Below are 15,627 nucleotides of genomic sequence, written 5' to 3'. Positions count from 1 at the left end.
TTTTATTTCATGAAAAACAAAAACGAAATATTCATTTTTGCTCACTGTGTAACAAAATTCTCAATAAATTCAGAGAATGAAAATAAATCAATGTGAAACATCACAAAAACATTGAGAGTAGAGGGAAATTTGGATACCGAAGAACCGTTTATCGACGAACAAAAACAACAATAAGTTCGCCTAACTGAATCATACGTTTCAAAATATAATAAGCGAGGTAAAGATAAGAAGAGATGAGAAGAGAAGTACAACGTAAAAATGTATTTCACCGAGAACACTGAAGGTTACAGCCCGCTTATCATGCCATCAGCGAACAATTTCACGCCGGATAAAAAAAGAAATACGTAACACAGTCGATATACCCAGATTTGGCTCACCCGGTGCAGTAACCAGATCCCAAGTTTGACACCTATAGGAGCGAGGGGGATCAGGACCAGAGCAGTAAGCATATTCGTTGTGTCAAACTTACCTAATACAGTGAAAGGGATTAATTTTGCCAGGTTAATCAAGCCAAACAGCACTGCCATAGTGGCTATCAACGTCACTTTCTCCAACCTCAGTGGCAGCAAATATATACTGGCGGGTCCTCCTCCGGCATGAATGGTGGTACTGGAGAACCCGCACAATAGACTCCAGAATCCAGCGCGACCAAAACCTCTCCAGCCGCTAGAGCGAGTTGGTTTACTTTCACGATTCAGGAGGTACTGCAGGCAAAACAAAAGTGATAAAGAGCCAATCAGCAGCTTCAGCACATTTTCAGATGCATACCCCATCAGTAGCCCAGCCAGTGTAACGCCAATGATTGATCCCGGCAGCATGAGTTTGAGTTGACGACGATCGGCATGATGAAAGTGCTCCCGCACGGCGAAAAAATCCATCACACACAAAATGGGCATCATGATGGCAGCGGCCTGTACAGGGGGAATGGTCAACGCCATCAGAGGGACGGCCACAATGCCCAGAGCCCCACCCAACCCACCTTTTCCGATACCATAAATCAATACCGCGGGAACCGCTGCGACATAAAACCATGGGTCAGTCACTATCATTTTTCCCTCACCGGATATACAGATTGTTCAACGTTCAGAAATAATAAAAAAGCGCCCATACGGGCGCTTTCATGCACAGTTCAAATTGTCGCCCTTTTACAGCAGACCAGCATCTGAGGCAAATTTATGCAGGTTGTTATACCCCATTGTGGCGTATGTAAGCGGGTGAGCCACAGCTGGGTCTTGCTCAGCTTCTACAACTAACCACCCACTGTAGTTAGCCGCTTTCAGCACTTTGAACACCGCTGGATAGTCAATGCAACCATCACCAGGCACGGTATACACACCATTTAAGACAGAATTTAAGAAGCTCAACTTACGGTTCTTACAGTCGGCCAATACATCCGCCCGGATATCTTTACAGTGAACGTGATTGATACGATCTGCCCAACGTTCAGCGACCGCAATCGGATCAGCGCCAGCAAACGTCAGGTGCCCCGTGTCTAACAACAATCCCACTTCCGGACCAGTGTGCTTCATCAGGTTATCAACGTCTTGTTCCGTTTCAATCACTGTTCCCATGTGGTGGTGATAGGCAATTTGCACTCCCTGGCTTTGTGTGTAACGAGCAAACTCTGTCAGTTTCTTACCGTACTCCTCCCAGCGCTCTGCCGGAAACTCAGGACGCAGGTGCACGGGTGTCTCCTGTGCCCCATGAATACAGTTGGTCACTTCGCAAGCCACCATGACGGTCGCACCCAATTCACGCAACAGGGTCAAGTGGCTTTGTACTGCCTCAATTTCCTCTTCTACAGATCGTGTCAGCAATTCCAGCGAATACCAGCCCGATACCAGTTTCAAATCATGCTTTGCCAGAATTGGTCCCAACACACTTGCTTCACGCGGAAATTTATTACCTAACTCAAAGCCAGCGAAACCGGCTTGTTTACCTTCCGTCAGGCAAGTTTCCAACGGTGTTTCCGCGCCCAGAGTTGGCAGATCATCGTTAGTCCAGGTAAGAGGATTGATTCCAAGTTGAACAGCCATTGTGATACTCCTTAATCCATAAATAGTGTTGGTACTAGCCGCGCTGACGCCATAAGGTAATCAGATTGTGGTAGTTGACCTTGATGTGCTTCACTAATGTTTCATCATCTATTTTTCCGGCTAGCCACTCTCGGGATGGCTGGCCAAACAGGGTACGACCGACAGCAAAACCTTTGACAATGGATTGGGTTGCTGCCGCTGCGAATCCAGCTTCCAATTCTTCCTGTGGAGCATCGAGCCCAAGCAGAACAACTCCCCGACAATAAGGATCGCGCTCTTCAATCAACGCCGCCGCTTGGCTCCAGCTCTGGCTTGATAGTGGCGGCAGTTTCCACCAGTCGGGTTTCACGCCCAAGTTATAGAAACGTTTCATGGCACGAAGATACAGGGCATCACTAATCTCCATGTCGGCAGGAAGAATAATTTCAAGTAACAGTTCATGACCTGACTTACAGCATGCCTCGTAAACTTCTTTGACCTTCGCTTCCTGGCGCAGACGTGTCGGGTGGTCATCTTCCGGATGGAAGAAAACCAGACATTTCACAATGTGTTCCAACGGCCAGTCGATCAACTGTGAGCCGATATTGCCATGTTCAAGCTCCAACGGGCGTGAGCCTGGCTGCTCAATAGGGCGTCCAATCCACCACCCCTGCCCGGTAATTTCATTCAGTACATCCTGACCAAACGTACTGTCGCACAGCAAACCAACTTTGCCGTTCAGGGCCGCTTCTTCCGCCACTTCCTGGCTGGCTTTGAGAATAAGTTTCTTCAGTGGTTTGATTCTGGATATATCCGCCCCTGCGGCTCGTGCCATATCGACAAACTGGATGCGATGATCGAAGGCCAGCACACATAGTTCTTCCCACACGTTATTACGCGTTGTCACTCGATGCAGATGGTTCAACTCTGAATCCACATCTGGGCGAGGTACAACGTTCGCTCGAGCCAGATAATTATCCAGTTCAACTTTTGTCGGCATTGCAGGTGCACACCCATGGCGAGAGACCACCAGTGCACCACAAGCGTTGGCGTACGCGCATGACTGCTCCCAGGAATCACCATTAAGGTAGCCGCGCAACAGACCGGACATAAAGGCATCCCCGGCGCCTAGTACGTTAAGTACATCGACTCTCACTCCGTGAACAGTGATACCTTCATCCAGTGTTTCCGGGATCTCATCAGTAAAGACAGAGCAACCCAACGGCCCACGCTTACAAACAAATTCCGCCTGAGAAATTTTACGCACATTACGCAGTGCTTCGACGGTATCCGTCGAACCACCAGCAATATGGAACTCTTCTTCTGTCCCAACAATCAGATCGAACAACCCCAGAACCTCCTGCAACTGTTCGGTGACGCTGTCAGACTCGATGAAACGGGTTTCGCCATCACCCAACGACGTTAGTCCCCAAAGCACCGGACGGTAGTCAATATCAAGGGCTGTTTTCACACCATTTCGACGGGCATATTTCAGAGCAGTGAGTACAGCTTCGCGTGTTTTCGGATGTGAAAGATGAGTACCTGTAATCGCCAGGCAGCGTGCCGATGCAATATATTCTTCAGAAAAGTCATCTCCGGTTATCGCCATATCCGCGCAGTTGTCGCGATAGAAGATCAGTGGGAAAGTCTCTTCATCTTTAATACCCAGAATGACTAATCCGGTCAGACGATCTTTATCGGTGATCAAATGAGTGGTATCACAGCCAACACGAGTCAGCTCTTCACGCAAAAAGCGCCCCATATGCTCATCACCAACTCTTGCCAGCATTGAAGACTTCAATCCCTGACGCGCTGTTCCGTAAGCAACATTCCCTGATGAGCCACCCAGATATTTACGGAATGATCCCATATCTTCCAGACGAGCACCGATTTGCTGGCCATATAAATCGACCGCGATACGACCCATGCATATCACATCAAATTTCTTTTCAGTATTCACTTCCATAGCTCCTTACCAGCTCCTGCCTTACACCAGCGATGTGAAATATTGAATGCCTATCAGAACAAGCAATGAAGTTGCCTCTGTTTCACGCTGGGTGACTGCAAAGCACCATTTGTTTCGATAACTCATTTATACGAAATATTTGTTTTATTTTCAATCAATATAAAAACAAGTATTTCATTATGTGATCTCCGCAGAGTTTCCTTTTAAAGACAGGGGAATAGCGCCACAGCTCGTTGAGCAATATTGCCTGTCATCAAATGTGAACAGGGAGGAGAAATGAGTTTCATTGATATGAGTTAAAACTGAAATGAAATTTTCATTTCAAAAAAACAGCCCTGTACAATGCATACAGGGCTGTCGCTTTGAAAGTAAGAATCTTGCGAGTTCTGGAGTAATTGACCGCTAGTACTGTCTTGCCTGCTCGGAAAGCACTCGCTTAATATCGTCAGCCGCTTCAACAATTCTTGGATCATCAGCAACCTGCGCAGTACCGGTACGCCACCATGCCTCGTAACCATGAGTCATTGTCTTCGGCAATACTTTGATATCGATAAGCGAGGAAACCGCCTGCTTACGAGCATCTTCCAATGCGGCGAGTAGTTCCGCTTCGGTGTGTACCGTGTACCCCTTGCAACCATAACTTTCTGCGTTCTTGGCAAAGTCGACTTTCACTAAGTTACCGGTCATCCCGCCTGTCGCAGGGTCTCGATAGCGATTCTCTGTACCATAACTTCCCATCCCCTGGCTCATCTGTAAATTGTTGATACAGCCAAATCCGGCATTATCAAATAAGAGCACCGTTATCTTCAGCCCTTCCTGAATAGCGGTCTGCAGTTCCGAGTGCAGCATCATATAAGAGCCGTCTCCGACCATCGCGTACACCGGTTGCTCAGGGCAGGCAAGCTTCGCTCCGACTGCCGCCGCCACTTCGTAACCCATACAAGAGTAACCATATTCCATATGATAAGTATCAGGCTGCTTTGGCTGCCACACACGTTGCAAATCCCCCGGTAACGAGCCAGCGGCACCAACCACGATAGCATGATCTTCAAGGTGCTCATCCAACAGCCCCAATACGCGAGTCTGAGTCAGACGAGTTTGAAGTGCGTCGCTGTACTCCGACAACTTATCATCGAGATGACCAGCAATTTCAGGTGAGAATCCGTCCTGATATTCAATTGCAAACAGTCGCTCCAGCTCTGTTTTCCATGCTGACTTCGCGAGCCTGATTTCATCAACATACCCGCTGCGGTATCCCACCTGTTCCAATTGATCGCCAATCGCAATCAATGCCTCTTTGGCATCAGCAACGACCGCAGAAGCATCCAGTTTATAAGCATCAAACTCAGCAACATTGATCGTCAGAAACTCAACATCCGGATGCTGGAATAAGGATTTCGAGGCCGTCGTAAAGTCGGTAAAGCGGGTACCAACCCCAATCACGAGATCCGCTTCTTTGGCAATCAGGTTAGCAGCCAGACAACCCGTGGTGCCGACACCCCCCAGATTCAATACATGGTCATAAACAACAGCGCTTTTACCCGCTTGTGTTTCCCCAAACGGGATATTGAAGCGTTCAGCAAACAGACGAAACATTTCATGAGCTTCACTGTAACGAACCCCACCACCACACACCAACATTGGCTTTTTCTTGCTGCGAATCAGCCTCACGGCGTCTTCAATCATGGCTGCGGAAGCCGGACGACGTTCAATCCGATGTACTCGTTTTTGAAAAAAATAGTCTGGGAAATCGTACGCTTCGCCCTGCACATCTTGAGGCAAACAGATTGTGACAGCACCAGTGTCAGCCGGATCGGTGAGCACACGCATGGCATTAATCATCGCACTCATCAGTTGCTCAGGACGGGAAACTCTATCCCAGTAACGGGATACCGGACGAAAACAGTCATTCGTACTGATAGAACAATCATGATACTGCTCAACCTGCTGCAACACAGGATCGGGCTGACGCGAGGCAAATACATCACCAGGCAAAAAGAGAACAGGGATACGATTAGCAGTGGCGGTAGCAGCCGCTGTCACCATATTTGCCGCGCCAGGACCAACGGAAGATGTGACCGCGTAGATTTTTTTTCGCTTTTGCTGCTTGGCGTAACCCATGGCAATGTGAGCCATTCCCTGTTCATTACACCCCTGATGAACCACCAAGTCACCAGCATCCTGCTCCAGAGCCTGACCCAAACCAACCACATTGCCATGTCCAAAAATAGTAAACACACCATGAATAAATTTTTGCTGTTCACCATCGACGTCGACGTATTGCTGGTTCATAAACTTCACCAGCGCCTGGGCGGTTGTCATTCGTAAGGTGCTCATAACCACTGTCTCTCCAATCAAGCAGGCCGTTGCAGAATCCATTCTTATTGAATGTGTCGCTTTATATCTGCCCCACCCTAAGGGGTTTTAGTCTTACAAAATAATATATGGAACATTTTTTTCATTTCAAGACAATTATGAAACGATATGGTCTTTTGTGATCTTGGTATAAATCCACAGCGCTTCATAAACAGCGCCAATTATCCTGACATCCTTTTTAATTAATTAAAATCATATAGATACACCAATCTATATAGAAGAGCCCTGCCGCCAATAACCCCTGTCATCACAAAACACGAAAAGAGGAACAAGCAGAATGAAACTATTGAAATAAAAATTTCACGTGATAGATTTAATGAAAGTTAAAAATCAATAGAGTTTTACTTCACAGGATGCAAGACACCGGCGGGTGTCATCATAAGCAGAGGTCTAGGATGTCAAAGCTACTCTCAAAATATCATGCGCCTGACGCACATCACCGTACACAGCAGATCACACCGGAATCAGCCGGTTGGAAGTATGTGGATTTTCAGGTCGTTGAACTGGAAGCTGGTCAGCGTGTTGAAATGCCAGCCTCTGAAAATGAAGTTTGTCTGGTATTAGTCGCCGGTAAAGCCACCGTCTCAACGCCAACAGCCACGTTCGAAAACATTGGCGATCGTATGGATCCTTTTGAACGCAAGAAACCTTATGCCGTTTACGTTACCCAAGGAGAAAGCTACTGCGTGGTGGCAAACACCGCACTTGAGCTCGCCATTTGTCAGGCTCCGGGAAAAGGGAATTACCCGACCCGACTGATTGCTCCGGCAGATATTAATGCAGAACACCGTGGTAACGGGAATAACCAACGCTATGTCCACAATATATTGCCAGATGATAAAGAGGCTGACAGTCTGCTGGTTGTTGAGGTGTATACCAATGAGGGGAACACGAGTTCCTATCCAAGTCATAAGCACGATCAAGATAATGAGCCACATGAAACTTATCTGGAAGAAACCTATTACCACCGTCTGAACCCGCCTCAAGGCTTCTGCCTACAACGCGTGTATACCGATGACCGCTCACTGGATGAGTCGATGGCCGTTTATAACAAAGATGTGGTCATGGCTCCTAAAGGCTATCATCCGGTAGCAACCATGGCTGGGTATGACAACTACTACTTAAATGTTATGGCCGGCCCGACCCGTAAATGGTTATTTACCTGGGAAGAAGAACATAGCTGGATAAACAGCGAAGAGTACGCAGCAAAACACCGTTAACCGAGTTCTCTTTGTCTTTATTGGATAATATTGCCCTGTTTGACCTCACTCAAGCAGGGCTTTTTTGTCTGCTTCAGCATGCCTTAACACCAAACAAATCAGCCCATCCGAACGGCTGGGCTGAAAATGGTTTTTCACACGCAGTTTCTAAACCGACAAAAACACTGCCAACAAAAACACTGCGACTTTAAGGTAGGGAGTTAGCGGCTTTCAGACAGCCATTGTGCCACCTGTTTGGTGTAATAACTGACAACCAGATTGGCACCAGCACGTTTAAAGCCGGTAAGAGTTTCAAATACGACCGCTTTCTCATCCAGCGCACCGGCCATTGCCGCAAATTTGATGGACGCATACTCGCCCCCGACCTGATAGGCCGCCAGCGGCAGGTTAGTTTCTTTTTTCAGGTTAGCCAATACATCCAGATAAGGTGTACCCGGTTTTACCATCAAAATATCGGCGCCTTCTTCTTCGTCCAGCAGCGCTTCCACCAGCGCCTGACGGCCGTTCGCGTAATCCATTTGATAGCCTTTACGATCGCCGTCCAGTTCACTGTCAACAGCCGCGCGGAAAGGGCCATAAAATGAAGAAGCAAATTTTACGGCGTGCGCCAGAATCGCCACGTGCTCAAAACCAGCGGCATCCAAGCCGGTACGAATAGCCTTCACCTGACCATCCATCATCGCGGAAGGTGCCAGCATATCAGCGCCGGCTTTCGCAGCGGTAACACTCTGCTTCACCAGATTTTCCAGTGTTGCATCGTTATCGACACAGTTGTCGTGGACAATGCCGCAATGGCCGTGCGAGGTGTATTCACAGAAACAGATATCAGGAATGACCATCATATCCGGGCAGGCTTCTTTAATCGTTCGAATCATCCGCGCCAATAGACCATTGTCGCTCCAGGTATCGCTCCCTTCCTCATCCTTGTGGTGAGAAATACCAAATGGCATCACGTAACGAATGCCTAATTCATACAGAGCTTTTGCTTCTTCAGCCAACTGGCTTTCCGGTAAGCGGACAATACCCGGCATGGTCGAAATTTCAACCGGTGCCGTGATGCCTTCTTCGATAAACAACGGATGGATTAAATCGGTGAGTTTGAAATCATGCTCACGGACCAGTTCGCGCATGTTTGCTGTATGACGTAAGCGACGCAGGCGCTTAAACGGAGTTGGAAGGGTTGTCATGGACGTCTTTCCCATTGGATACATTTTGTGTGACAAAACTTATCACTGTTTGGCACAAAAGTTTAGGGAATATTCCCCACTTTTGTCGCGGGAGTTATGGCGCTCGGCGTCACCGCCCACACAAAGAAAAACAAACCATTGATTTTAATGGCTTAAAATACCAATGGCAATATCATCGCCTCTCTGGCTGCCTGCCTGACCGGTTATCAGCATCACGGTACATGCCTGAAATTTATACAGATAAAAACCAACAAAACCATTAGCCCGAGCAGGTTTGCTCATACTCATCGCGCGCCTGAATAACCAGATTTACAGCCTGCTCAATCAGCAAACTGGCAGGGGCATTGATATACGATACCGTAAATCGCAACGGACTGGGTTGCCAGTCAGCGTCAAGCAGCACTAAGTGACCACTGGCCAGTTGATCGCAGATCACTTCTTTAGGCAGTGAAGCAATACCGACCCCTTTTTCGACCAGCCGTACGCTGGCTGACAACGAGCTGGCAGAGTAAAAACGCACAGCTAGCCCCTCATCTTGCTTAAAATGACGCGATATTTCATGGTACGGGGCAGTATTACGGGCGTAGGTAATAATTGGCCACTGAGCAAAATCTTCTGCTTTAGCCTGCTGGCTAGTCAGTAAATCAGGGTTGGCCACCCAGTAAAGCGGATAATCACAAATCACCTGATTGATAACAGAAGGCTCCGCTATGGGCCCAAGTAACAGCGCAATATCCACATTGCGTGCCAGCAATTCTTTGCGCAAATTCACCGTTGCATCGACAATCAGCTCGACTTCCACATCCGGTAACTGCTGTTGTATTAGCTTCAGGCAATCCGGCAACCAGGTATGAACCAGCGTCTCGGACACACCAATACGCAGCATACCGGATAACGCTTTTGCCGAGTCAGCTTTGTATTTCAGCTTTTCAGTGTTGGCGAGGATTTTCTCTGCCAGAGGCAGCAACTCTCTTCCTTTTGCTGTCAGCGACACCACTCCTCCTTCACGATAAAACAGCGTGGTATTCAGCGCCTGCTCCAAATTCGCAATCCGGGTAGAAATGGCCGGTTGTGTGGTACACAGATGCTCCGCCGCCTGTCGAAAACTGCCGAGATTTGCAATCCATACAAATGTTTCTAGCTGTTTCAGGTTCAACATAGCCGCTTCTCCTTCGCGTAAAATCCCTATCAGTAACAAGTAAATACAGAATAAATCTCTGACCTATAAATTTTATTTATCAGGTAAGCCAAAAAATCAAGAATAGACATTATCGCAGGAAGCCTTATTGTTACCAAGTATTTACATAATAAGAACCAAGGAGTGGTCCAGATGTTAATCTCAGGAGAAAAAGAGTCCGTTACCCTGCAAACGCTTTCCCTGGCCGAGCTGCGCCAGAAAATACGCGTGAATGCTTATACCGGCTCAACCAGCGGGTTGGCGCCCGGCTACCTGCAGGCCAACCTGGTCATGCTGCCAGCTCACTGGGCGAATGATTTTCTGCTGTTTTGCCAGAAAAACCCGGTTGCTTGTCCACTAATTGGTGTCACAGAACCCGGCAGTCCGTTTTTGGCCGAAATCGGAGCCGATATCGATATCAGCCGTGACGTACCGGAATACCATGTGTTTTATAACGGCCAGTTTGAAACCTCGGTTTCGGATCTGAGCGAGCACTGGCGTGATGATCTGGTAATTTTTGTTCTTGGCTGCTCATTCTCTTTCGAAGAAGCCCTTATTCAGTCTGGCCTGACCGTTCGTAACATCGAACAGGGTCGCAATGTATCAATGTATGACACCCAGATCGCCTGCCAGCCTGCCGGTCGTTTTTCGGGCAACATGGTGGTCTCTATGCGCCCGTTCACGCCTAAAGACGCGATCCGAGCGATTCAAATCACTAGCCGTTATCCGAAGGCACACGGTGCGCCTGTTCACTTCGGCGACCCGGCAGCCATTGGTATCAGAGACATCAACACGCCAAATTACGGGGAAGCGGTTGATATCTTCGACGGTGAAGTACCGGTGTTCTGGGCTTGTGGAGTAACGCCACAGAATGTCATTCGCCAAAGTAAACCACCGATCTGCATCACTCATGCGCCGGGCAAAATGCTGATTACTGATTTGCTGAATAATGCACTGTCAGTGCTTTAACACACGTCAAACAGTCAATTCAGGGAGGAAACCGCATGAAAATCAATTGTGATATGGGCGAGAGCTTTGGCATCTGGAAAATGGGCAGCGATGAGCAAGTCATGCCTTATCTGGATATGGCGAATATTGCGTGCGGTATGCATGCATCTGATCCCACGGTAATGCTCAATACCGTCAGGCTGGCCAAGCAACATCAGGTCAGTGTGGGGGCGCATCCCGGTTATGCTGACCTGCAAGGGTTTGGTCGCCGTCAAATTGCAATGAGCCAAGATGAGTTGTCTGCCCTGTTCATCTATCAGGTTGGAGCTCTGGCAGCCATTTGCCAAGGTGAATCTGTCTCTCTCGATTACGTAAAGCCTCACGGTGCACTTTATAACACCATGATGAAAAACGATGAGGTTTTTATCACTCTGGTTGAAGCGATGAGTAAAGTCGCTCCGTCTCTGCCACTGGTTGTTATGGCGGTACCCAATCATGAGAAATACCAAGCCCTTGCCGCTGATTACGGCATTCAGCTGTGGTTTGAAGCCTTTGTGGATCGTGCTTATGATCAGGATGGGCGACTGGTACCACGTACTGTGCCGGGCTCAAGTTATCACGAACTGAACCAGATCCGCCGTCAGGCTCGCCAGATGATCGAGGAAAGAAGCGTTACCACCCTTGATGGTCAGGTTATCCCTGTACATGCCGACACCTTGTGTATCCATGGGGATGGTCCATTGGCACTGCCCACCGCCCAGCTGCTTCGCGATTTATTACCGCCAAGTAACCCATACGGAGGCGCCTTATGACTATCTCGATGGCTATCACCTCAATCACTATCACGCCAGTTAATGAAAGCTCTTTGATGGTGTACTTTGCCAATCAGGCCAGTCCGGAAACCGCTGATCATATCGCCGCAGTGCTGCCAGTGTTACGTGCAGAGTTAGGACAATATCTGGTTGATCTTGTCCCTTCGTATACCTCCATCCTGGTGACATTCGATCTGATGGCTATTGGCCAGCGTGATTTCACAGCCCTTCTCAAACAGGTGCTGTCAACCGCTGAACAGCGGCATTCCGAGACCGAATTAAGCCCCATGATCGAGCTGCCTGTTTACTATGGGCCGGAAGTTTCACTTGATGCCGATGAGATCTGCCGCCACACCGGACTGGATTTTGATCAGATCATCTCGATCCATGCCAACACGATTTACCGAGTCTATGCGATCGGTTTTGCACCAGGATTTGCTTATCTCGGCAATACGGACTCACGCATTCATATACCGCGCAAGCAAACGCCACGCGCCAAGGTTCCCAAAGGCAGCCTGGCACTGGCTGATCAACAAACTGCAATCTATCCGAAAGCCTCCCCGGGCGGCTGGCAGATCATAGGTCGTACCCCAATCGATTTGATCGATTTTCAGCGGGAAAATCTGACCGTGTTCGAGATGGGTGCCAAGGTCAAGTTTACCCCGATTACCCGAGATGAGTTTCTGGCATTGGGTGGGGTCATTGAAGAGGAAGAATATCGCCGCGCAGAAATGCGCGCAGCGGCTGAACCGGTCAGGGAGGTGGCATGACATTACGTATATTAACACCGGGGCCATTGAGTCTGGTGCAGGATTTGGGTCGCCACGGTCATCAGCATATTGGCGTCAGCCCTGGCGGGCCAATGGATGAACATGCTTTTTTATGGGCAAACCGTTTGCTGGATAACGCGTTAAATGCAGCACAAATCGAGATTGCAATGGGGCAATTCAGTTGCGAGTTTCATGCTGATACGACAATTGCATTGACCGGAGCAGATATGAATGCCCGCCTTAACGGAAAACCTGTTGCCTCTTGGCAAAGCCTCCGCGTTCGATCCGGTGATCAGCTGTCATTGCGCGGCGCACGAAACGGTATTCGTTCGTACCTGGCCGTTAAAGAGGGATTTAAAGTCACTGGCGTTCTCGACAGCTGTGCAACGGTTATGCGTGACGGGCTGGGCGGTTTCAGCCGACAAGGTGACAAGCTGATGGCGCAGGATCGCCTGCGGTATAACGTGACTACCCCAATGCCAACGCGCAGGGTACCGGAGCAATTCATTCCCGACTATGGTCAGTTAATTACCCTTAGCGTCATTCCCGGCTACCAATACGATCTGTTTGACCAAGCCGAGCGCGAGCGTTTTTTCAGCAGTGAATTTACAGTAACGCCGCAGATTGATCGCATGGGTTATCGCCTGTCCGGGGCTGCCATTGCATGCCAAACCACCAGTTTGATCTCTGAAGGGATCGCGCTGGGTGCAATCCAGATCCCCGCCGACGGACAGCCGATCATCCTGATGAGGGATCGTCAGACGATCGGAGGCTATCCCAAAATCGGCTGTGTCACGGCAAGGGATCTGAGCAAGCTTGCCCAGTGCCAGCCGGGAGCGACCGTTCGTTTTATTGAAAAGGATCTCTATCAAGCCGAAGCCGAGCGCATGATTGAGCATCATTTTTTTCGCGGATACGTCGGTAAAAAACATGCCGAACAACTACTGAATCAAGCGAAGTAAAAGAATCCCCTAACTGTCAGTGGTAAGTGAGATCACTTACCACAGGGAGACGCACGCAAAGATAAACATCATAACAATCATATCAACAAGACATACATTGCCCAGCGGATACGGGCTTTTCAATACAGGAGTAGACTTATGGCATCAGAAAAAGTGATCACTCAGACAGGCGGATCGTCAGCATCAGCGATGTCTGCCACTGCCAAACCACGTTCAGGATCAAGTTCAGAATCACGTTCCGGTTTTAACTGGTCGCTCATCATGGGCGCCGCTTTCCTGATGGCAACCTCTGCCGTTGGCCCCGGCTTTCTGACCCAAACTACCGTCTTTACCCAAACCCTTGGGGCCAGTTTTGCCTTCGTCATTTTAGTTTCCATCCTGCTCGATATTGGTGCACAACTTAACATCTGGCGGGTAATCGTTGTGGCCAGAAAACGGGCTCAGGATATTGCCAATGAGCTGCTACCGGGACTGGGTTTTGCTATTGCAGGTGCCGTTGCCCTGGGTGGACTGGCATTCAACATCGGTAACGTTGGCGGTGCAGGAATGGGCATGAATGTGCTATTCCCTTCCCTGTCACCGATTGTCGGCGCTGCAATCAGTGCTGTTATTGCGGTAACTATCTTCCTGCTGAAAGACGCCGGTAAAATCATGGACCGCTTTACCATTCTGATGGGTGGTGCACTGATTGCCATGACACTGTACGTGCTATTCTCCACCGAACCGCCTGTGGGTGAAGCGCTGTATCGCTCTGTCTGGCCAGAAAATGTGGATGTGATTGCTATTGTTACACTAGTGGGTGGTACGGTTGGTGGATATATCACTTTTGCCGGCGCACACCGCCTGATTGATGCCGGAGTCACCGGTCAGGAAGCCCTGCCACAGGTCAACCGTGGCTCGATTTCAGCAATCAGCCTCGCCTCTCTGGTTCGTATCGTCCTGTTTCTGGCCGCGCTGGGCGTCATCAGCCAGGGCGTGACACTGGATCCAAGCAATCCACCGGCTTCTATGTTCCAGCATGCTGCAGGTAATGTCGGGTACAAACTGTTTGGTCTGGTGCTTTGGGCGGCAGCCATCACCTCGGTTATCGGGGCGGCGTATACATCTGTATCTTTCCTCAAGACCCTGCACCCGGCTATTGAAAAACACTCAAGCGCCTGCATCATCGGTTTTATTGTGACTTCCACCATGATCTTCTGTTTTGTGGGCAAACCGGTCGCGCTACTGATTATTGCTGGTGCGCTGAACGGTTTCATTCTGCCCGTTACCCTTGGCACTATGCTGGTTGCCGCTCGTAAGAAAGCCATCATCGGCAACTATGAACACCCCGTCTGGATGTCGGTTGTGGGCTGGTTGATTACAGCAATGATGGCCGCCATGAGCCTGTATACGCTTTACAACATGTTCATCAAATAACGCTGCATACCAGACGTTGGACACATTAAAAACAAATCGTCTAATGCGTCATGATAATCAGGTGTTGCATAGAAAAAGACCGCTCATTAGAGCGGTTTTTTCTTACTAAGTAATGTCATTACCCTTCAGCTGACATATTTTGTACTGCAGAAACTGCCTGTTCACTGGACAGTGATTTTACTTGAGCTTCCAGCTCTTTTGCTGTTTTCTGGCTGACAAACTCTTTATACAAATGATCCTGAGTCATTGGATTCATGCCTGGAACTTTCATCATTGCAGCTTTAAACTGTTGTTCAGCTTCTACTTTCGGAATTGTCACCAGAGCACAAACCTGATCTTTGCCAGCAATGTTCACGATAGCGACTTTCTCAACCTGGCTTTTTGTCAGTGAAACACTTGCCACTTGTTTCGCAACTTGCTCAAACGAAGTACCGGATGTTGTCATGCCAGATGCACTTTCCATCTTCTGGTATGACTTTTCAAGTATGCTGGCTTTCAACTGCATATTCTGCGCCAGGGTATTACGAGCCAACGAAATCGCATGGTTACGATCAATAGAAAAGTTACCAGAACTTACGACACAGTTCGAAGCGGCAAAGCCATTAGCCGATACCGGGTTCATCACCCATTCAGGCATATTCGTGATGTTACTGTTATTTGCCTGATTAGCATCATTTGAAGCACAGCCTGCCAGAGTCATCGCCAGTACCGCTGTGGCAAATACGTTTGTTTTGTTCATATTGTGTTCCTAAAAGTAATACGCCGTCAGTAAATCGTT

At 48.7% G+C, this 15,627-nt stretch carries 14 protein-coding genes; 7 read left to right on the top strand and 7 right to left on the bottom strand.

Annotated features, from left to right (window positions below):
- Positions 1-284: 284 nt before the first annotated feature.
- The 4 genes from FH974_RS18070 to iolD form a co-directional block, all read right to left on the bottom strand.
- A complete protein-coding gene (locus FH974_RS18070) occupies positions 285-1,049 on the bottom strand; it encodes a sulfite exporter TauE/SafE family protein (protein WP_084712516.1) in 765 nt (254 codons plus the stop codon).
- 96 nt (positions 1,050-1,145) lie between these two features.
- On the bottom strand, positions 1,146-2,036 hold the full coding sequence (gene iolE, locus FH974_RS18065) for a myo-inosose-2 dehydratase (protein WP_047884646.1): 891 nt from the start codon (positions 2,034-2,036) through the stop codon (positions 1,146-1,148).
- 34 nt (positions 2,037-2,070) lie between these two features.
- Positions 2,071-3,981 (bottom strand): bifunctional 5-dehydro-2-deoxygluconokinase/5-dehydro-2-deoxyphosphogluconate aldolase, encoded by a 1,911-nt coding sequence (locus FH974_RS18060; RefSeq protein WP_207104048.1) that lies wholly within the window; start codon positions 3,979-3,981, stop codon positions 2,071-2,073.
- A gap of 402 nt (positions 3,982-4,383) precedes the next feature.
- A complete protein-coding gene (gene iolD / locus FH974_RS18055) occupies positions 4,384-6,318 on the bottom strand; it encodes a 3D-(3,5/4)-trihydroxycyclohexane-1,2-dione acylhydrolase (decyclizing) (RefSeq protein WP_084712517.1) in 1,935 nt (644 codons plus the stop codon).
- A 434-nt stretch (positions 6,319-6,752) separates the two neighbouring features.
- Here iolD and iolB point away from each other — a divergent pair, with 434 nt between their 5' ends.
- Positions 6,753-7,577, top strand: a complete 825-nt coding sequence (gene iolB / locus FH974_RS18050; protein ID WP_207104047.1) for a 5-deoxy-glucuronate isomerase — start codon at positions 6,753-6,755, stop codon at positions 7,575-7,577.
- Between the two features lie 11 nt (positions 7,578-7,588).
- Positions 7,589-7,768 carry a hypothetical protein gene (locus FH974_RS18045; protein WP_146149680.1) on the top strand — a complete coding sequence of 60 codons (180 nt, stop codon included), beginning with the start codon at positions 7,589-7,591 and terminating at the stop codon, positions 7,766-7,768.
- A 9-nt stretch (positions 7,769-7,777) separates the two neighbouring features.
- On the opposite strand, the gene hemB is transcribed toward FH974_RS18045, so the two are convergent.
- Both hemB and FH974_RS18035 read right to left on the bottom strand, forming a co-directional pair.
- Positions 7,778-8,764 (bottom strand): porphobilinogen synthase, encoded by a 987-nt coding sequence (gene hemB / locus FH974_RS18040; protein ID WP_047884649.1) that lies wholly within the window; start codon positions 8,762-8,764, stop codon positions 7,778-7,780.
- A 259-nt stretch (positions 8,765-9,023) separates the two neighbouring features.
- The gene (locus FH974_RS18035; protein WP_053061773.1) at positions 9,024-9,923 is read right to left on the bottom strand and encodes a LysR family transcriptional regulator; all 900 of its coding nucleotides are present in this window, start codon (positions 9,921-9,923) and stop codon (positions 9,024-9,026) included.
- A 171-nt stretch (positions 9,924-10,094) separates the two neighbouring features.
- Between FH974_RS18035 and FH974_RS18030 the strand changes: the two genes are divergently transcribed.
- The 5 genes from FH974_RS18030 to FH974_RS18010 all read left to right on the top strand — a co-directional run bounded on the left by FH974_RS18030 (position 10,095) and on the right by FH974_RS18010 (position 14,849).
- On the top strand, positions 10,095-10,910 hold the full coding sequence (locus FH974_RS18030) for a putative hydro-lyase (protein WP_207104046.1): 816 nt from the start codon (positions 10,095-10,097) through the stop codon (positions 10,908-10,910).
- 35 nt (positions 10,911-10,945) lie between these two features.
- Positions 10,946-11,701, top strand: coding sequence for a 5-oxoprolinase subunit PxpA (locus FH974_RS18025; protein ID WP_047884651.1), 756 nt, complete (start codon positions 10,946-10,948; stop codon positions 11,699-11,701).
- The gene (gene pxpB / locus FH974_RS18020; protein WP_242551954.1) at positions 11,698-12,471 is read left to right on the top strand and encodes a 5-oxoprolinase subunit PxpB; all 774 of its coding nucleotides are present in this window, start codon (positions 11,698-11,700) and stop codon (positions 12,469-12,471) included. The genes FH974_RS18025 and pxpB overlap by 4 nt, the downstream gene beginning before the upstream one ends.
- Positions 12,468-13,433, top strand: coding sequence for a 5-oxoprolinase subunit C family protein (locus FH974_RS18015; protein WP_207104045.1), 966 nt, complete (start codon positions 12,468-12,470; stop codon positions 13,431-13,433). Before pxpB ends, FH974_RS18015 begins: the two co-directional genes overlap by 4 nt.
- Before the next feature lie 138 nt (positions 13,434-13,571).
- Entirely contained in the window at positions 13,572-14,849 is a 1,278-nt protein-coding gene (locus FH974_RS18010) for an NRAMP family divalent metal transporter (protein WP_084712518.1), read from the top strand.
- 118 nt (positions 14,850-14,967) lie between these two features.
- Here FH974_RS18010 and FH974_RS18005 read toward each other — a convergent pair whose 3' ends face one another.
- Positions 14,968-15,588: a hypothetical protein gene (locus FH974_RS18005; protein WP_047884653.1), complete on the bottom strand. Its 621-nt coding sequence runs from the start codon at positions 15,586-15,588 to the stop codon at positions 14,968-14,970.
- Between the last annotated feature and the right edge of the window lie 39 nt (positions 15,589-15,627).

The sequence above is a fragment of the Photobacterium ganghwense genome, from assembly GCF_017329545.1.
GTDB lineage: Bacteria > Pseudomonadota > Gammaproteobacteria > Enterobacterales > Vibrionaceae > Photobacterium > Photobacterium ganghwense.
Note: the sequence above shows the minus strand (reverse complement) of the source record. Positions and strands in the feature narration are given on the sequence as shown.